The organism is Micromonospora sp. NPDC005707 (genome assembly GCF_040631005.1).
Taxonomy (GTDB): domain Bacteria; phylum Actinomycetota; class Actinomycetes; order Mycobacteriales; family Micromonosporaceae; genus Micromonospora.
Window position 1 is genome coordinate 382,446 of record NZ_JBEXYR010000003.1, and the last position, 17,426, is coordinate 399,871.

General features: G+C 73.9%; 15 protein-coding genes. 9 read left to right on the forward strand and 6 right to left on the reverse strand.

Annotated elements, in window-relative coordinates:
* The first annotated feature begins 24 nt into the window (after positions 1–24).
* The 5 genes from ABZ452_RS06975 (at position 25) to ABZ452_RS06995 (ending at position 5,203) form a co-directional block, all read left to right on the forward strand.
* Positions 25–624: a heme-copper oxidase subunit III gene (locus tag ABZ452_RS06975; protein ID WP_151463215.1), complete on the forward strand. Its 600-nt coding sequence runs from the start codon at positions 25–27 to the stop codon at positions 622–624.
* A gap of 72 nt (positions 625–696) precedes the next feature.
* Complete coding sequence (locus ABZ452_RS06980; protein WP_357939758.1) at positions 697–1,533, forward strand: c-type cytochrome; 837 nt, start codon at positions 697–699, stop codon at positions 1,531–1,533.
* 67 nt (positions 1,534–1,600) lie between these two features.
* Positions 1,601–2,689: a Rieske 2Fe-2S domain-containing protein gene (locus ABZ452_RS06985; RefSeq protein WP_357939761.1), complete on the forward strand. Its 1,089-nt coding sequence runs from the start codon at positions 1,601–1,603 to the stop codon at positions 2,687–2,689.
* Positions 2,686–4,317 carry a cytochrome b N-terminal domain-containing protein gene (locus ABZ452_RS06990; RefSeq protein ID WP_357939763.1) on the forward strand — a complete coding sequence of 544 codons (1,632 nt, stop codon included), beginning with the start codon at positions 2,686–2,688 and terminating at the stop codon, positions 4,315–4,317. The genes ABZ452_RS06985 and ABZ452_RS06990 overlap by 4 nt, the downstream gene beginning before the upstream one ends.
* Before the next feature lie 211 nt (positions 4,318–4,528).
* On the forward strand, positions 4,529–5,203 hold the full coding sequence (locus ABZ452_RS06995) for a DUF4142 domain-containing protein (RefSeq protein WP_357939765.1): 675 nt from the start codon (positions 4,529–4,531) through the stop codon (positions 5,201–5,203).
* A 61-nt stretch (positions 5,204–5,264) separates the two neighbouring features.
* Here ABZ452_RS06995 and ABZ452_RS07000 read toward each other — a convergent pair whose 3' ends face one another.
* The 5 genes from ABZ452_RS07000 to ABZ452_RS07020 all read right to left on the reverse strand — a co-directional run bounded on the left by ABZ452_RS07000 (position 5,265) and on the right by ABZ452_RS07020 (position 10,748).
* Positions 5,265–5,552 carry an Lrp/AsnC ligand binding domain-containing protein gene (locus ABZ452_RS07000; protein ID WP_355339608.1) on the reverse strand — a complete coding sequence of 96 codons (288 nt, stop codon included), beginning with the start codon at positions 5,550–5,552 and terminating at the stop codon, positions 5,265–5,267.
* A 52-nt stretch (positions 5,553–5,604) separates the two neighbouring features.
* Complete coding sequence (locus tag ABZ452_RS07005) at positions 5,605–6,486, reverse strand: sugar phosphate nucleotidyltransferase (protein WP_357939767.1); 882 nt, start codon at positions 6,484–6,486, stop codon at positions 5,605–5,607.
* Positions 6,483–7,022 (reverse strand): NUDIX domain-containing protein, encoded by a 540-nt coding sequence (locus ABZ452_RS07010; protein WP_357939768.1) that lies wholly within the window; start codon positions 7,020–7,022, stop codon positions 6,483–6,485. The genes ABZ452_RS07005 and ABZ452_RS07010 overlap by 4 nt, the downstream gene beginning before the upstream one ends.
* A 48-nt stretch (positions 7,023–7,070) precedes the next feature.
* On the reverse strand, positions 7,071–8,861 hold the full coding sequence (locus ABZ452_RS07015) for a RelA/SpoT family protein (protein WP_357940060.1): 1,791 nt from the start codon (positions 8,859–8,861) through the stop codon (positions 7,071–7,073).
* A gap of 129 nt (positions 8,862–8,990) precedes the next feature.
* A complete protein-coding gene (locus tag ABZ452_RS07020) occupies positions 8,991–10,748 on the reverse strand; it encodes a DEDD exonuclease domain-containing protein (RefSeq protein ID WP_357939769.1) in 1,758 nt (585 codons plus the stop codon).
* Between the two features lie 126 nt (positions 10,749–10,874).
* Here ABZ452_RS07020 and ABZ452_RS07025 point away from each other — a divergent pair, with 126 nt between their 5' ends.
* The 4 genes from ABZ452_RS07025 to ABZ452_RS07040 all read left to right on the forward strand — a co-directional run bounded on the left by ABZ452_RS07025 (position 10,875) and on the right by ABZ452_RS07040 (position 15,104).
* Complete coding sequence (locus ABZ452_RS07025) at positions 10,875–12,275, forward strand: NYN domain-containing protein (protein ID WP_357939770.1); 1,401 nt, start codon at positions 10,875–10,877, stop codon at positions 12,273–12,275.
* A 132-nt stretch (positions 12,276–12,407) separates the two neighbouring features.
* Positions 12,408–12,617, forward strand: a complete 210-nt coding sequence (locus tag ABZ452_RS07030; RefSeq protein ID WP_357939771.1) for a hypothetical protein — start codon at positions 12,408–12,410, stop codon at positions 12,615–12,617.
* Positions 12,618–12,723: 106 nt separating this feature from the next.
* Positions 12,724–13,983 (forward strand): M48 family metallopeptidase, encoded by a 1,260-nt coding sequence (locus ABZ452_RS07035; RefSeq protein ID WP_357939772.1) that lies wholly within the window; start codon positions 12,724–12,726, stop codon positions 13,981–13,983.
* Positions 13,980–15,104: a glycosyltransferase family 4 protein gene (locus ABZ452_RS07040; protein ID WP_357939773.1), complete on the forward strand. Its 1,125-nt coding sequence runs from the start codon at positions 13,980–13,982 to the stop codon at positions 15,102–15,104. The genes ABZ452_RS07035 and ABZ452_RS07040 overlap by 4 nt, the downstream gene beginning before the upstream one ends.
* Positions 15,105–15,198: 94 nt before the next feature.
* Here the strand turns inward: ABZ452_RS07040 and ABZ452_RS07045 are convergent, their stop codons facing one another.
* Complete coding sequence (locus ABZ452_RS07045; protein WP_357939775.1) at positions 15,199–17,307, reverse strand: MMPL family transporter; 2,109 nt, start codon at positions 17,305–17,307, stop codon at positions 15,199–15,201.
* Between the last annotated feature and the right edge of the window lie 119 nt (positions 17,308–17,426).

The following is a 17,426-nucleotide window of genomic DNA, read 5'->3' on the forward strand; positions in this document are numbered from 1 at the left end:
CCGGTCAAGGGCAATAATGACCGCGTGACTGCGGCCCCAGCCATTGACAAGAGCCGGATCCACTCCCTGACGCGGCCGAACATGGTCAGCGTCGGGACGATCGTGTGGCTCTCCAGCGAACTCATGTTCTTCGCGGCGCTGTTCGCGATGTACTTCTCGATCCGCGCGGCGGCGCCGGAGCAGTGGGAGAAGCACACCGAGATCCTCAACATCCCCTACGCGACCACCTTCACGGTGATCCTGGTGTTGTCCTCGGTGACCTGCCAGCTCGGTGTCTTCGCGGCCGAGAAGGGTGACGTCCACGCCCTCCGCCGGTGGTTCACGATCACCTTCGTGATGGGCCTGATCTTCGTGCTCGGCCAGGCGAACGAGTACCGCAACCTGGTGCACGAGGGCGTCAAGATCAACGAAGACGGTTACGGGTCGATGTTCTACCTGACGACCGGCTTCCACGGCCTGCACGTGACCGGCGGTCTCGTCGCGTTCATCATCTTCATGATCCGTACCACCATGGGCCGGTTCACCCCGGCGCAGGCGACCTCGGCGATCGTCGTGTCCTACTACTGGCACTTCGTCGACGTCGTGTGGATCGGGCTCTACGCCATGATCTACTGGCTTCAGTGATCTTGGCGCGTCACGTATCGCGCCGCTACTCCGTCCCCTGAGACAAGGTCCAACCGGTTAAGGACACAGGTCATGACTTCTGACAACGACCGCCGACGCGGTCTGCTCGCGCGCCTGCGCGGGCGGCCCGTAGCGCGCAGCAGGGGCCGCCGCCGGCTGGGTGCCGCGGTCCGGCTGGCCGCCGCGCTGATGCTGGCCGGCGGCGCCTACACCGCCTTCGCCCCCGGTGTGCAGGCGCAGGACAACCCGCCCCTGAGCGCCGCCGCCAACGAGGGCAAGGCGCTGTTCGACGTGAGCTGTGTGACCTGTCACGGTCGCAACGCCCAGGGCGTCGAGGGACGCGGGCCGAGCCTGATCGGCGTCGGGTCGGCCTCGGTCGAGTTCCAGGTCAGCAGCGGTCGGATGCCGATGGCCCGGCAGGAAGCCCAGGCCATGCGCAAGCCCCCGCAGTTCACCGACGAGCAGGTGCGCCAGCTCGGCCAGTACATCCAGGAGCTCGGCGGCGGCCCGCAGGTGCCGCAGGGCAACAACCTGCACCAGAACGCCGACATGGCCGCCGGTGGCGAGCTGTTCCGGATCAACTGCTCGCAGTGCCACGCGTTCGGTGGTGGCGGCGGCGCCCTCTCCTCGGGCAAGTACGCGCCGAGCCTTCGCCCGGCCAGCGACCGGCAGATCTACGCCGCCATGCTGAGCGGCCCGCAGAACATGCCGGTGTTCGGCGACAACCAGATCACTCCGGAGCAGAAGGCGGACATCATCGCCTACATCCAGGAGACCCTGAAGCACGACCAGGACCAGGGCGGCTTCAACCTGGGCCGGTACGGCCCGTCGACCGAGGGTCTCGCGATCTTCCTGGTCGGCATCGTCGCGCTGGTCTTCACGAGCCTGTGGATTGCGGGCAAGTCGTGACCGAGCGGATCATTCGTTTCAGTGCTGTGGCGCCGACCCCCGGCGCCACCCGTAGCGAGGTGACGGCATGAGCACCCACACCGAGCACCAGGCCCAGCAGGGCCCGGAGCCGCTCGACGTGAACGACCCCCGGCTCTCCCGGTTCGACATCGTCGAGGAGGGCGCGCGGCGGGACGACATCGAGATCGTCCACTACGAGGCCCAGGTGGTCCCCGGCAGCAAGGCGGAGCGCCGGCTGACCCGCACGGTCGCGTCGATGTTCTGGCTCACGTTCCTGGCCGGCCTGGCGTTCCTGGTCATCTACATCTGGTGGCCGTGGAAGTGGGAGGCCGGCCGCGGCGGTGACAAGTACTACACCCCGCTGCTCGGCGTGACCCTCGGCATCGCCCTGCTCGGCATCGGCTTCGGCATCCTCACCTGGGGCAAGAAGCTGCTGCCGAAGGAGGTCTCGATCCAGGACCGGCACGACCAGCCCGGTTCCCCGGAGGATCGGAAGATCACCGGCGAGACCATGCTGTACATGGCCGACGAGCTCGGGGTGAAGCGCCGTCCGCTGCTCGGCGTCTCGCTGATGGCCGGTCTGCTGCCGGTCGGCGCGGTCGTCGCGGCGCCGCTGGTCGGTGGCCTGATCTCGCAGCCGCACAAGAACAACCAGATGTTCACCACCGGGTTCAGGCCGGCCTCGGACGGCAAGAAGATCCGGCTGATCCGGGAGGACGGCCGGCCGATCCGCCCGGCGGACATCAGCGTCGGCGGTCAGCTCACCGTGTTCCCGGGCATCGAGGGCGGCGTCAGCAACAAGCACGCCGACTCGCCGACCCTGCTCATCCACCTGCGCGAGGACGACGCGCAGAAGTCACGCGCCGCCAACGCGCGCAAGGGTCACGGCGACTACATGTGGGGCAACTTCGTCGCGTTCTCCAAGATCTGCACGCACGCCGGCTGCCCGGCCAGCCTCTACGAGCAGCAGACCAACCGCCTGCTCTGCCCCTGCCACCAGTCGCAGTTCCTCATCACCGACAACGCCATGCCGGTCTTCGGCCCGGCGAACCGGCCGCTGCCGCAGCTGCCGATCGAGGTGGACGAGGAGGGCTTCTTCGTGGCGAGGTCCGACTACACCGAGACCATCGGTCCCGACTTCTGGGAGCGGCCATGAAGCGCCGAAAGTTCGATGCGGCCGCGCTGCCGGCCAAGACCGCCGGGGCGGTGGACGACCGCTTCCAGGTGGCCACCCCGCTGCGCAAGCTGCTGAACAAGGTCTTCCCGGACCACTGGTCCTTCCTGCTGGGCGAGATCGCGCTCTTCTCGTTCATCGTCCTGCTGCTGACCGGTGTCTTCCTGACCTTCTTCTTCGAGCCGGCGATGACCGAGGTGGTCTACGACGGCAGCTACGCCCCGCTGCGGGGCACCCCGATGTCGGCCGCGTACGCCTCGAGCCTGGACCTGTCGTTCGACGTCCGCGGCGGTCTGATCATGCGGCAGATGCACCACTGGGCGGCGCTGCTGTTCATGGCCTCGATCGTGGTGCACATGCTCCGGATCTTCTTCACCGGCGCGTTCCGCAAGCCGCGTGAGACGAACTGGATCATCGGCTCGCTGCTGTTCTGGGTCGGCTTCCTGGCCGGATTCACCGGCTACTCGCTGCCGGACGACGGCCTCTCCGGCACCGGTTTGCGGATCGCCTCGGGCATCATCCTGTCGATCCCGGTGATCGGCTCCTGGGTGAGCTCGTCGATCTTCGGCGGGGAGTTCCCGGGCACCATCATCATCAGCCGCTTCTTCATCGCCCACGTGCTGCTCATCCCGGGTCTGCTGGTGGCGCTGATCAGCGTCCACCTGGGCCTGGTCTTCAAGCAGAAGCACACCCAGTGGCCCGGCCCCGGCCGGACCAACGAGAACGTGGTCGGCGAGCGGATGTTCCCGCGCTACGCGCTCAAGCAGGGCGGCTTCTTCATGGTCGTCTTCGGCGTGATCGCGCTGATGGGTGGCCTCTTCCAGATCAACCCGATCTGGTACTTCGGCCCGTACGAGGCGTGGGTGGTCTCGGCCGCCAGCCAGCCCGACTGGTACGTCATGTTCCTCGACGGCTCGACCCGCCTCATGCCGGCCTGGGAGATCTCCATCCCGATCGGCGACGGGTACGTCATCCCGCCGCTGTTCTGGCCGACGGTCGTGCTCCCCGGCATCCTGGTGGGCCTGTCGACGATGTACCCGTTCCTGGAGGCGCGCCGCCTCAAGGACTACCGGCACCACAACCTGCTCCAGCGGCCCCGGGACGTACCGGCCCGGACCGCGGTGGGCGCCATGGCGGTCGCCTTCTACGTCGTGCTGACCCTCTCCGGCGCCAACGACGTCATCGCCGACAAGTTCCACATCAGCTTGAACGCGATGACCTGGGCCGGCCGGATCGGCCTGCTGGTCGTCCCGCCGCTGGCCTACTACGTCACCTACCGGCTGTGCCTGGGTCTCCAGCAGCACGACCGGGAGGTGCTGGCCCACGGCGTGGAGACCGGCATCATCAAGCGGCTGCCCGACGGCCGGTTCGTCGAGGTCCACCAGCCGCTCACCCCGACCGACGGGCACGACGGCCACGGCCCGGCGCTGGACTACGTCGGCTGGGTGGTGCCGAAGAAGATGAACCGGCTCGGCGCCCTCGGCCCGGCCATCCGGGGCTTCTTCTACCCGATCGAGAGGCCGGCCGAGGCGCCGGTCTCGCCGGGACACCCGCCGGTCGAGCCCCGACCGGAGCGGGAGGAGATCAGCAGCGGCGAGAGCCGCCGCTGACCCGCCCGGATACGACTGACCGTGGCGCCCGCCGGATCACCGGCGGGCGCCACGGCCGTTTTCCGGGCTCGCCGTCCCGTTCCGCCCGAGGGACGCCGGTCGGCCCCGCTCCGGTGTCCCGCCACCCCCTGACACGGACGGGTGGAATCGCAGGAATAACCCCGGTCAGCCGGGTATCCGTGCGGTCCGACGTCTCAAGGGGGGGGAAAGCATGTTGGGAATCAAACGCCTGGGCCTGCTGGCCGCGCTGGTGCTCGTGGGACTGGCGCCAGCCGCCGCGGCCCAGGCCGCGGCGCAGCCGTCGACGCAGGACACGCAGTACCTGCAGGCGGTGCACCAGGTGAACCTGTTCGAGATCACCGCGGGTAACCTGGCGCAGCAGAAGGGCCAGAACCAGCAGGTCAAGGACCTGGGCAAGATGTTCGTGACGGACCACACCCAGCTGGACCAGACGGTGCAGTCCACCGCCCAGCAGCTGAACGTCCAGCTGCCGGCCGACCCGACCGCCGACCAGCAGAAGGTCCTCGACCGGCTGAACAACCTCAGCGGCGCCGAGTTCGACAAGGCGTGGGTGACCGCCCAGTTGGCCGGCCACGTCCAGGCCATCCAGGCCACCCAGACCGAGATCTCGCAGGGTTCCGAGCAGTCGGTGATCCAGCTCGCCCAGGACGCCCTGCCGATCCTCCAGGCGCACTACGACGAACTGGTGGCCCTCGCACAGACCCTGGGCGTCCCGGTCCCGCAGACCAGCGCCAGCGGTACGCCCAGCCCGGGCGGCACCACGTCGACGGGTCCGGGTGGCACCGAGTCGCCGGCTCCGGGCGGCACCGGCACCGAGGAGCCCGCTCCGGGCACCACGGAGACCCCGGCGCCCGGCCAGAGCTGACGCGTACGACCGACGGTGGCCGGTCCGCCCTGCGGGGGCGGGCCGGCCATCCGCGTGCGGGTCAGTCGGCGCTGGCCAGCCCGATCGCGAACGCCTCCTCCAGGTCGTGCTGCGAGTAGGCGCGGAACGCGATGTGGGACTCGGTGTTGATCACGCCCGGCACCTTGGAGATGCTGCCGGCGATGACCTGGGCGATCTGCTCGAACTCGCGGACCCGGACCATGGCGATCAGGTCGACGTGCCCGGCCACCGAGTAGACCTCGCTGACGCCCGGCAGGTTGGCCAGCGTCTCGGCGACCTCGGGGATGGAGTCGGTGGCGCAGTCGATCAGCACGATCGCGGTGATCACGGGACATTTCTCCGTTCGTCGGCGTCGAGGCCCATGCTAAGGGCTGGGTGGGTCACCGGGCCGCCGGGACGGTCAGGTCGGCGCCCGCCCGGATCACCCGGCTGAGGCGTTCCCCCGCGGCGACCGTCGCGCCGGGCCAGACGACCGAGCGGTCCACCGTGCCGCGGACCACCGCGCCCGCGCCGACCACGGAGCGCGTCACCCGCCCGTCAACGGTGGCGGACGGGTCGACCAGGCCGCCGGGGCCGGCCGCGTGCAGGTTGGCCGCCAGGTAGTCGGCCGGGGTGCCGGTGTCGTAGAAGGTCCCCGGGTAGGGGACCACGGTGAGCGCGCCGACCGCCTCCGCCGGCCGCCACACCGCCCGGACCAGGTCGCCGAAGGTCGGCGGCAGCTCCCGGACCAGCCGCCACGGCAGCAGCGAGAACCCCACGAACCGGTGGCCGTCGAAGGTGCCGGGGGCGGCCGGGTCGTCCGCCGGCTGGCCGAGCAGGCGTACGCTCCGCCCGTCCCAGCCGTCCAGCAGCGCCGCCACGTCCGGCCCCGGCGGGGCGTCCGGGTCGGTCAGGTACGCGTCGGCGTTGCCGACCAGCACCCCCCGCCCGGCGATCCAGTCCCGCAGGTTGCCGAGCCCGCCGGCGGTGCCGAGCGGGTCGCCCGGCTCGACCGACAGGTGCGCCCGGGCGCCCACGTGCGTCACCACCTGCCCGCCCAGGTAGCAGGCGTTCACCGCGACCCGGTCCGGCCCGGTGAGGCCCAGCCCGGCGAGCCGGTCCAGCGCCCGGTCGAGCAGTGGCACGTTGCCGACCGGGCAGAGCGCCTTGGGCCGGTGCGCGGTGAGCGGGCGCAGCCGGGTCCCCTCCCCGGCGGCGAGCACCACCGCGCAGACGTCCACGGCGGCCCGCCAGCCGGGTCCGGCCGCGTCGGGGGCGGTCACGCGGCGGGTGGCGCCGCCGGCGGGACCTCGCCCGCGCGCGGGCCGATCCCGTAGTACCGGAGCAGGTTGGCGGTGGCCCGGCTCAGCCGGGGCAGGTCGTCCAGCGGGTGCCAGGCGGCCTCGAAGACCTCGGCGCCGTCCACCGTCAGCTCGGTGCTGGAGGCCGGCACCTCCGTCTCGAAGACCACGTCCACCCAGCCCTTGGCGTGCACCACGGCGTTCGGCACGGCCGGGCGGAGCCGCTCGGGGGCCAGCCGGATGCCGGATTCCTCGTACAGTTCGCGGGCCGCGCCGACCACCGGCGCCTCGGCGCGCTGCAGCAGCCCGGCCGGGAGGGTCCAGCTGTGGCCGGGCGGCTGGCGCAGCAGCAGGATCCGCCCCGCCCCGCCGGCCTCGGAGTCCCGGACCAGGGTGACCGCGCCGACGATGTACTTCGGCACGGCGAGCCGGACCAGCCGGCGCCGCAGCGGGACCGGGAGCCGGTAGAAGATCTGGTAGCCGAGGGCCCGTCCGGTGGCACGCGCGCGGGGGATCATGCCTGTAAGGCTAGTGGCCGGGCGGCGCCGGCGGATGAGCGGAGCTCGCTACTGCCGGTGGTCGACCAGATCGATCAGCTGCCGGACCACCGTGTCGGGCTCCACGGTGCGGTCGAAGACCGCCACCAGCAGGGTCTCCAGGTCGGGGTAGCCCAGTTCCTCGGAGAGCCGCAGCAGCGGCAGGTCGCTGGCCAGGCCCCGGTCGTGCTTGCGCAGCGCCAGGCCGATGGTGGCGCGGCCGAGGCGGACCTTGTCGGCGATCGAGATGCCCGGCTCGGTGTGCTCGGCGAACCAGCGGTTGATCTGCATCTGCGCGTGCGGGGACTTGACGAAGCCGAGCCACTCCCGGCGCGGCCCGCGCGGTGCCACGTCGACCTCGAAGCCGCTCTCCGCGTCGCTCTCGGTGAAGATCTCCACCACGTCGCCCTCCTCCAGTTCGGAGGAGAGCGGGGCGAGCCGGCCGTTGATCCGCGCGGCGAGGCAGTGGTCGCCCCGCTCGGTGCCCAGCTCGTAGGCGAGGTCGACGGGGGTGGCCCCGGCCGGCAGCACCACCTGCCGGCCGTCGGCGACCACCTGGATCTGCGCCTCGGCCAGGTCGCAGCGCAGCGACTCCATGAACTGGATCGGGTCGACCGTCTCCTGCTCCCAGTCGAGCACCCGGCGCAGCCAGGCCAGCTCGTCCACCCGGTCGTCGGCGCGGCCGGTGGCGCGGGGGAAGCGGTAGTGGGCGGCCACGCCGTATTCGGCGGAGTGGTGCATCTCCTCGGTGCGGATCAGCACCTCGACGGTTCTGTCCTGGGGGCCGCAGACGCTGGTGTGCAGGGACCGGTAGAGGTTGTTCTTCGGGGAGGCGATGAAGTCCTTGAAGCGCCCCGGCACCGGCCGCCAGAGCCCGTGCACCGCGCCGAGCGCGGCGTAGCAGTCGGTGGCCGGACCGTCCACCACGATGGCGATGCGGGGCAGGTCGTAGGGCGCGGTGTGCTCGCCGGCCACCGTGTCCTTCCAGATCGAGTAGAGGTGCCGGGGGCGGGGGCCGACCTCGGCGTCCACCCGGCTGCGGCGCAGGGCCACCCGCGTCTTCGTCACCACGTCGTCGAGGTAGGCGTCCCAGCCCGGCCGGTCGTGCACGAACCGGGCGATCCGCGCGTGCTCCTCCGGTTGCAGGTGCAGCAGCACCACGTCGTCCAGCTCGCGTTTGAGGGTCTGGATGCCCAGCCGGTCGCAGAGCGGGACGAGCACCTCCTGGGTCTTGCGGGCGATCCGCTCCCGGGAGGCGGCCGAGCGGACCCCGAGGGTGCGCATGTTGTGCAGCCGGTCGGCCAGCTTGATGATCAGCACCCGGACGTCCTTGCCGGCCGCCACGATCATCTTGCGGACGGTCTCCGCCTCGGCGGCCTTGCCGTAGAACGCCTTGTCGAACTTGGTCACCCCGTCGACCAGGTGGGCCACCTGGCCCCCGAAGTCCTCCTGCAGCGCCTGGAGGGTGTAGCGGGTGTCCTCCACGGTGTCGTGGAGCAGCGCGGCGACCAGGGTGGTGGTGTCCATGCCGAGGTCCGCGCAGATCTGGGCGACCGCGAGCGGATGGGTGATGTACGGCTCGCCGCTCTTGCGGAACTGGCCGCGGTGCATGTTCTCGGCGATCGTGTAGGCCCGCCGCAGCACCGACGCGTCGGCGCTGGGATGGATGCCGCGATGGGCGCGGACCAGCGCGGTGACGGGATCGTTGTCGGTGGTGGGCCAGGTGAGCAGGGAGCGCAGGCGCCGGGAGAGCGGCAGGTCGCCGGGCTGGGTCGGGAGGGCGCCGCCCAGGGCGGCGCCGTGTCCGGCGTCGACGTCCACCTGGGACACCTCCTCACCCCGGCCCCCGGGGGTGCCGGGGCCGGCGACCGGGAGCAGACCCGCGAATCGGGCAGGACTGCACTTCTCTAACAGCCTAAGGGAGTTGACGTAGTCCGATCGGACACTTGGTCATGAGCGTTCGGTCGAGAGTTGGTGGGACGCGCCGTTTTCCGCCTTGGTCAGCAGGTCGCGGAACCGGCCCGCGCCGGCGACCGGCGAGGCCCATCCGGCCGACGTCTCGACCAGCCGGGTCTCCGGTCGCTCCAACCAGGACAGGATCCGCTCGGTCTCCTCGGCGGTGGCCGCCGGCACCGGACCGTGCCCGGGGAGGACCGTCTCGGCGGTGGCCCGGATCGCGGTGATGGTCGGTCGCGGGTGGACACCCGGCGGGGACACCCCGGCGCCGGCCAGCCGGCCGTGGCGCACCAGGGCCAGCTCCCAGCCGCCCCGGGCGGCCGGGCGGGCGGCGGCCAGCTCGGCGATGCCCGTCAGCGCGGCCAGGCGCTGCATCCGGACCGCCGCGCGCAGCACCGCGGCCAGCCGGCTGCGCACCACGGCGGCCTCCTCGTAGCGCTGGGCGGCGGAGAGCGCCTCGATCCGGGCCAGCAGGGCGTCCACCACCACCTGCGGGTCGTCCCGGGTGGCGGTGCGGAACGGGACGGCGGCGCGGTGGTCGTACTCCTCGGGGGTGATCAGGTGCTCGCAGGGCGCCGGGCAGCGACCCAGCTCGGCCAGCGCGCAGGCCGGCATGGTGGTGCGCCGGGACAGCCGGTGGGTGCACTGGCGCAGCGGCACCGCGTCGTGGAACCCGGCGGCGGCCAGCTCGGCGGCCTGCTTGGACCGGAACGGGCCGAGGTAGGCCGAGTCGGTGGGGGCGAGGTCGCGGACGATCGACAACCGCGGGTAGGCCTCGTCGGTCAGCTTCAGCCAGACCTGGCGCTCCGGGTACTTCGACCGCCGGTTGTACGGCGGCGCGTGCGCGGCGATCAGCCGGAGCTCGCGCACCTCGGCCTCCAGCGAGTGGGCGCACTCGACCGCCTCCACCCGCTCGGCGGCGGCCAGCATCTCCGAGATCCGGGCCCGTTTCTCGGCGGCCGTGAAGTAGCTGCGCACCCGGGTGGCGATGTCGCCGGAGGTGCCGACGTAGAGCGGCCGGTCGTCGGCGGCCCGGAAGATGTAGACGCCGGGCACCTTCGGCAGCCCCTCGGCGAGGTGCCGCTTCCGGCGCTGCGTCGGGGTGACCGCCCGGGCGAACTCGATGGCCTCGCCGATGGTGTCCACCCGGTGCCCGCCGAGCCGGCCGATCAGCCCGTGCAGCACGTCGACGGTGGCCTTGGCGTCGTCCAGCGCCCGGTGGGTGGGCTGGGTGGCGGTGCGGAAGTAGGCCGCCAGGGTGCCCAGCTTGCGGTTGGGCACCTCGTCGCGGGTGAGCACCCGGCGGGCCAGCGCGGCGGTGTCCAGCACGCGGGGGTTGGGCCAGCGGTAGCCGTGCTTCGCGCAGGCGGCCTTGAGGAAGCCCACGTCGTAGGGGGCGTTGTGGGCGACCAGGACGGCGTCGGTGACGAACTCCAGGAAGCTCGGGAGCACCCGCTCGATCGGCGGCGCGGGAAGCAGCATGGCCTGGGTGATCCCGGTCAGCACGGTGATGAACGGCGGGATCGGGACCCCCGGGTTGACGAGGGTGGCCAGCACGCCCAGCTCCTCGCCGCCGCGCACCTTCACGGCGCCGATCTCGGTGATTCCGCCGCCGTCCGGCGCGCCGCCGGTGGTCTCCAGGTCGACCACCACGAAGGTGGTCGCGTAGAGCGGCAGCGCGGGGTCCACCCCCGTGCCCGCCACCCGGTCCAGGCCGGCCAGGGCCTCCTGGACGTAGTCCGCTCGCGTCACGCGGGCACGCTAGCGGCGGGGTCCGACACTCCCGTCCCGGCAGCCCCACCGGTCACGCCGGCGGTAGGATGAGAGATCGGCTCACTCACCGGGCGGTGGGCCCGTTCGGGGTGGGAGACTTGCCACATGCCCCTCACCGAGCCGCACGACGACCACTTCTCCGCGGAGGAGTCGCTGGTCGGCGCGCACGACGCCGGTGAGACCCCCGCCGCGCCACCCGAGCCGGAGCCCACCCTGCCCGAGCCGGTCCGGCAGCGGATCGTGACGCTCACGGCCGCGGTGCTGCCCGGGCTGGCCGCCGACGAGGTGCCCGTGCCGCTGCGCCGGGTGGCCAAGTTCGCCCCCAACCGGCGCGCCCGGCTCGGCGCCCCGGCCATCGCCGCCCAGCTCACCGCCGACCCGCTGTTCCGGCAGCGGGTCACCGCCCGGGTGCTCGCCGACGCCGGCGACCTGGGCGCGGCCGTCGTGGAGGGGACCGCCCCGGCGGCGGCCGACCCGGTCGAGGTGGCCGCCCTGGCCTACCTGGCCCGGCCCCGGGGCTGGCGCGAGCTGATCGAGGCCAGCGGCGCCGCGGTGCGCGCCGAGGCGGACAGCGCGGTGGTCGCCGAGCTGGTCCGCGAGGCCGAGCAGCGGGCCACCCGCGCCGAGCACGACCGGGCCGTGGCCCGGGTCGAGGCGGAGAAGCTCCGCGACGAGCTCGCCCGGGTCCGCGAGGAGCTGGGCCAGCTCCGCGAGGAGGCCCGGCAGATCACCCGTACCCTGCGGGAGACCCAGGCCCGGGAGCGCAAGGCCACCGAGATGCTGGCCACCGAGCGCGGCCGGGCCGCCCGCGCGGCCGCCGACGCGGACGCCGAGCTGCGCCGGGCCCGGGCCCGGCTGGCCGAGGCGGAGGCCGCGGCCGGGGTGGCCCGGGTCAGCGCCAAGGAGGCCCGGTCGGTCGACGAGGCCAGGCTGTGGCTGCTGCTGGAGACGATCGGGCAGGCCGCCGTCGGGCTCCGCCGCGAGCTGGCCCTGGACCCGGTGGACAAGCTGCCCGCCGACTTCGTCGCCGACGCGTTCGCCGACCAGCCCGGTGCCACCCCCGCCGGGGCCGCGACCCGGGCCCGGGACACCGACGACCCCGCCCGCCTCGACCAGCTGCTCGCCCTGCCCAGGGCGCATCTCGTGGTGGACGGCTACAACGTCACCAAGCGCGGTTTCGGCGAGATGTCGCTGGAGCAGCAGCGCAAGCGGCTGATCACCGGGCTGGGCGGGATCGCCGCGCAGACCGGGGACGAGGTCACCGTGGTCTTCGACGGCGCCGAACGGATCCACGGGCTGCCGCCCGCGCCGCGCGGGGTGCGGGTCCTCTTCTCCCGCAAGGGAGAGACGGCGGACGAGTTGATCCGCCGCCTGGTCCGCGCCGAGCCGGCCGGGCGGCCGGTGGTGGTGGTCTCCTCGGACCGCGAGGTCGCCGACGGGGTACGCCGGCACGGCGCCTACCCGCTCGGCGCCGACTCGCTGCTGCGGCGGCTCGCCCGGTCCTGACGGCGATGATCGGGTTCGGGGTGGGTGCTGCCTCGTTGTCCGGTTCTGTCACACCCCCGGCCTAGCCTTCTGGTGACCGACGGTGGTGGGCACCTCTCCTGTCCGCCACCGGCGACCCGTCAGGAGGCGTGGATGCTCATCGACTGCGACACGTGCGGGATCCGGGGCGCCGGGTGTTCCGGCTGCCTGGTGACCGCGTTGCTCGACACCGGCGCCGCGGCGGCCGACCTGGGCCCCGCCGAGCACCGGGCGATCGAGGTGTTCGCCCGGGCCGGCTTCGAGGTGCAGGTGCTGTCGGCCCCGCCCGCTCCCCGGCGTCGGTCCCGCCGCCGGGTCGCCTGATCCCGCCCGGCCACCACGGCCACCCTGCCGCCCACGGGCCTTAGGATGAGCCCTCACGGCGGGAGGGGAGCGGCATGGACCGGGTAGGGCGCGACGGGGTGGTTCGGTGACCCCGCGCGGCTGGGCGGTGCTGACCCTGGCCGGGCTGGCCGTCGCGCTGCTCGTCGCCGGGGCGCTGCTGGTGCCGTGGACCCGGCCGCCGGCGCCCCGCGCCGACCAGCTCGCGGCGCTGCGCGCGCTTCCCGTCGACCAGGTGGCCCGGGGCCGGGCCTTCCACGGCGCGCTGCGCCCGGCCGGCTGGTCGGCGCTCGCCGTCGGCCTCGTGGTGGCCCTGCTGCTCGGGCTCACCCCGCTCGGCAGCCGCCTGGTCGAGCTGGCCGGCCGGCCCCTCGGCGGTCACTGGACCGCCCAGGCGGTGCTCGGCGGGCTGGCCGTGATGTTCCTCGCCGACCTGCTCACCCTGCCCTTCGCCGCCTGGCGGCAGACCGTGCTGACCCGCTACGGGCTGAGCACCCAGGGCTGGGGCGGCTGGGCCGTCGACCTGCTCAAGTCGTACGCGGTCAGCGCGGTCATCGGCGCGCTCGTCCTGCTCGGCTTCTACACCGTGGTCCGGCTCTCCCCGCGCTGGTGGTGGGCGTTCGGTGCGGCCGGCGCCGCCGCGCTCGTGGTGCTGCTGTCGTTCGTGCTGCCCGTGCTGGTCGAGCCGGTGTTCAACCGGTTCACCCCCATGGAGCCCGGCCCCCTGCGCACCGAGCTGACCAGCCTGGCGGCCCGCGACGGGGTCCCCGTACGCGACGTGCTGGTCGCCGACGCCTCGCGGCGGACCCGGGCGGTCAACGCGTACGTCTCGGGGCTGGGGCCGACGCGGCGGGTGGTGGTCTACGACACCCTGCTGCGCGAGGCGGACCCGGCGGAGGTGACCAGCGTGGTCGCCCACGAGCTGGGGCACGCCAAGGACCGGGACGTCTGGACCGGCACCCTGACCGGTGCGCTGGGTGCCGCCGCCGCGGTGGTGGCCCTCTACCTCATCGGGTCCTGGGCGCCGCTGCTGCGGCTGGCCGGCGTCGACTCGATCGCCCAACCGCGGGCGTTCCCGCTGCTGCTCGCGCTGGTCACGGTGGCCGGCCTGCTGGCCACGCCGGCGCAGGCGCTGGTCTCCCGGCGGGTGGAGGCCCGGGCCGACGCGCACGCGCTGGCGCTCACCGGTGACCCGGCGACCTTCGAGGCGATGCAGCGCCGCCTGGCCGGGGTGAACCTGGCCGACCCCGACCCGCCCCGCTGGGAATACCTCTGGTCGGCGTCCCACCCGTCCACCGTGGAGCGGATGGCCGCCGCCCGCGCCTACGCCAGGGAGTCGGGCCGATGAGCCGCACCTTGCTGATCACCAACGACTTCCCGCCCCGCCCCGGCGGCATCCAGTCGTTCGTGCACCACCTGGCGGTGCGGCAGCCCCCGGGCTCCGTGGTGGTCTACGCGTCGAGCTGGCGCGGCGCGGCGAAGTTCGACGCCGACCAGCCGTTCGAGGTGGTCCGGGAGCGCACCAAGGTGCTGCTGCCCACCCCGCTGGTGGCCCGCCGGGCGGCGCGGCTGGCGCGGGCGTACGACTGCGACACGGTGTGGTTCGGCGCGGCCGCGCCGCTGGGGCTGCTCGCGGCGGGCCTGCGCCGGCGGGCCGGGATCCGCCGGGCCGTGGCGCTCACCCACGGCCACGAGGCCGGCTGGGCCACGCTGCCCGGCGCCCGGACGGCGCTGCGCCGGATCGGCCGGGGCGTGGACGTCACCACCTACCTCGGCGAATACACCCGGGTCCGGCTGGCCCGAGTGCTCGACGGGGTGACCGAGCTGCGCCGGCTCGCGCCGGGCGTCGACGTGGACACCTACCACCCTGCCGTCGACGGCGAGCGGGTGCGGCTGCGGCTGGGGCTGGCCGACCGGCCGGTGGTGGTGTGCGTCTCGCGGCTGGTCCCGCGCAAGGGGCAGGACATGCTCATCCGGGCGATGCCGGAGATCCGCCGCCGGGTGCCGGACGCCGCGTTGCTGGTCGTCGGCGGCGGGCCCTACCGGGCGACGCTGGCGAAGCTGGCCCGGCAGACCGGGGTGGAACGCGACGTCGTGTTCACCGGCTCGGTGCCGTCGGCCGAGCTGCCGGCCCACTACGCCGCCGGTGACGTCTACGCCATGCCCTGCCGGACCCGCAACCGCGGCCTGGACGTCGAGGGCCTGGGGATCGTCTACCTGGAGGCCAGCGCTACCGGGCTGCCGGTGGTGGCCGGCGACTCGGGTGGCGCGCCGGACGCCGTCCGGGAGGGCGAGACCGGCTACGTGGTCCGCGGCCGGGACGTGGCCCAGCTCGCCGACCGGGTGGCGACCCTGCTGGCCGACCGGGACCTGGCCCGCCAGCTCGGCGCGGCCGGCCGGGCCTGGGTGGAGCGGGAGTGGCGCTGGGAGACCCAGGCCGAGCGGATGGCGGCCCTGCTCGCCGGCTGACCCCGGGGCGGGCCGGCCGGGCCGGAGCGGCGGTTCAGGTCCGAACCCGGCGGCCCCGGCGTCGTGCCGGGGCCGCCGGTGAGAAGCGGGTGGGTCAGGTGCGGGCCAGGGCGGGCTCCGCCGGTGCCGGTTGCGGCGACCGCCGGGCGAGCCGGCCCGGCCACCAGGTGCGCGCCCCGAGGTCCAGGGTCAGCGCCGGGGTCAGCAGGCTGCGCACCAGCAGGGTGTCGAGCAGGATGCCGAGCGCCACGATGACGCCCATCTGCACCGACGGCACCAGCGGCAGCACCAGCAGCGCGCCGAAGGTGGCGGCCAGCACCACGCCCGCGCTGGTGATCACCCCGCCGGTGACGGTGAGCGCGCGCAGGACGCCCGGCCGGTGCCCGATCCGCGCGACCTCCTCGCGGGCCCGGGTCATCAGGAAGATCGTGTAGTCGACACCGAGCGCCACGAGGAACAGGAACGCCTGCAACGGGACCCCGACGAAGAGCCGCGGGTGGCCCAGGGCGTCGAGCACCAGCCCGGCCGCGCCCATGGCGGCCGCGTAGGACAGCACCACGCTGGCCATCAGCAGCAGCGGCGCGACCAGCGACCGGAGCAGCAGCACCAGGATGAGCAGGACGACCGCGAGCACCAGCGGGATGACCACCCGGTTGTCCCGGTTCACCGTGCGCTTCTCGTCGAGCATCGTGGCGGTCCGCCCGCCGACCAGGGCCCGCGCGTCGGGCACCGCGTGCACGGCGGCCCGCAGCCGGGTCACCGTGTCCCGGGCGTCGTCGCTGTCCGGCGCGCCGGCGAGCACGGCCGGCACCCGGACCCACCGGCCGTCCGCCGAGCGCTCCGGAGCGCCCACCTCGGCGACGCCGGGCACCGCGCGGGCGGCGGCCACCACCCGGTCGGCCGTACCGGCGGCGGCCAGGATCTCGGCGGGCGCGGCCGAGCCGCCCGGGAAGTGGGCGGCGATCAGCCGCTGCCCGGCGACCGAACCGACCTCGGTGGTGAACGACTCGTCGTCGGGCAGGCCCAGGCCGAGGTTGCCGATGCCCAGGGTCAGCGCGGCCAGCGCGGCGGCGGTGCCGAGCCAGACCGCCCGGGGCCGGCCGGCGACCAGGCCGGCGATCCGCCGCCACACCCCGTGGTCGGCGGCGCGGTCCCGGGTGTCGGCGCCCGGGGTGTACCGGGGCACGAACGGCCAGAACAGCCACCGGCCGCACAGCACCAGCACGGCCGGCAGCAGGGTGGTCATGGCCAGCAGTGCTGCCGCGATGCCGACCGCGCCGACCGGGCCCAGGCCGCGGGTGGACGGCAGGTCGGCCGCGAGCAGGCAGAGCAGTCCGATCGCGACGGTCGCCGCCGAGGCGCAGACCGCGCCGGCGGAGCGGCGTAGCGCGACCGCCATGGCGGCGTGCCGGTCGGCGTGCCGGCGCAGCTCCTCCCGGTAGCGGGCGATGAGCAGCAGGGCGTAGTCCACGCCGACGCCGAAGACCAGCACGGTGAGGATGGTCTGGCTCTGGAAGTCGACGGCCAGCCCGGCGTGCCTGGCCAGCAGGTAGACCACCGCCCCGGCGAGCTGGTTGGCCACGGCCACCGCGACGAGTGGGATCAGCCACAGCACCGGGCTGCGGTAGGTGATCAGCAGGAGCAGGGCGACGGTGAGCGCGGTGGCCAGCAGCAGCGCGCCGTCCATTCCGGAGAACGCGTCGAAGACGTCGTGCTCGGCGGCCGCGTCCCCGGTGAGCGCGGTCCGCAGGCCGGGTGGCGCGCGGTCGGCCAGCCGGTCCTTGAGCGCGTCGACGGCCTCGGCGCGCCGCTCGTCGTCGAGGCTGACCGGCAGGGACAGCAGCAGCGCCCGGCCGTCGGCGGCGGCGACCGGCGGGGACACCGCGCCGCCGTCGGCGTACGCGGCGAAGGCGGCCCGGTCAGCCTCGACCCGGGCCCGGTCGGCCGGGGTGAGGCCGCTGTCGCGGACGTAGACGGCGATCGCGAGGGGATGCCGCGAGTCGGGGAAGGCCGCCTCGGCCCGTTGCGCCGCCCGGCTGCTCTCGGCGCCGGCCGGCAGCGCGCCGAGCGTCGAGTTGTCCTGGACCTCGCCGAGCTTCACTGCGAGGGGGCCGGCCGCCACGAGCAGCGCCAGCCAGAAAAGGAGGACCGCGTACTTGCCGCGGCGGCCGGCGGGCAGGCCGGCCAGGCGTTGTGGGGACATCCGAGTTCCCTTTCGTCGTCACGGTTGCGGGGTCGGTGACCCCGCCTTCGATCCTTCGGTCCGATCGCGCGGGGGTCAGGGGTGTCAGCGCGCCGGCCGGGGTGGTGCCAGCACCACCG

Excerpts from the sequence above, each read along its gene's own strand:
- ABZ452_RS06980 (WP_357939758.1), top strand. The coding sequence starts at position 697 with ATGACTTCTGACAACGACCGCCGACGCGGTCTGCTCGCGCGCCTGCGC.
- ABZ452_RS06985 (WP_357939761.1), top strand. The coding sequence starts at position 1,601 with ATGAGCACCCACACCGAGCACCAGGCCCAGCAGGGCCCGGAGCCGCTC.
- ABZ452_RS06990 (WP_357939763.1), top strand. The coding sequence starts at position 2,686 with ATGAAGCGCCGAAAGTTCGATGCGGCCGCGCTGCCGGCCAAGACCGCC.
- ABZ452_RS06995 (WP_357939765.1), top strand. The coding sequence starts at position 4,529 with ATGTTGGGAATCAAACGCCTGGGCCTGCTGGCCGCGCTGGTGCTCGTG.
- ABZ452_RS07010 (WP_357939768.1), bottom strand. The coding sequence starts at position 7,022 with ATGATCCCCCGCGCGCGTGCCACCGGACGGGCCCTCGGCTACCAGATC.
- ABZ452_RS07025 (WP_357939770.1), top strand. The coding sequence starts at position 10,875 with ATGCCCCTCACCGAGCCGCACGACGACCACTTCTCCGCGGAGGAGTCG.
- ABZ452_RS07030 (WP_357939771.1), top strand. The coding sequence starts at position 12,408 with ATGCTCATCGACTGCGACACGTGCGGGATCCGGGGCGCCGGGTGTTCC.
- ABZ452_RS07040 (WP_357939773.1), top strand. The coding sequence starts at position 13,980 with ATGAGCCGCACCTTGCTGATCACCAACGACTTCCCGCCCCGCCCCGGC.
- ABZ452_RS07045 (WP_357939775.1), bottom strand. The coding sequence starts at position 17,307 with ATGTCCCCACAACGCCTGGCCGGCCTGCCCGCCGGCCGCCGCGGCAAG.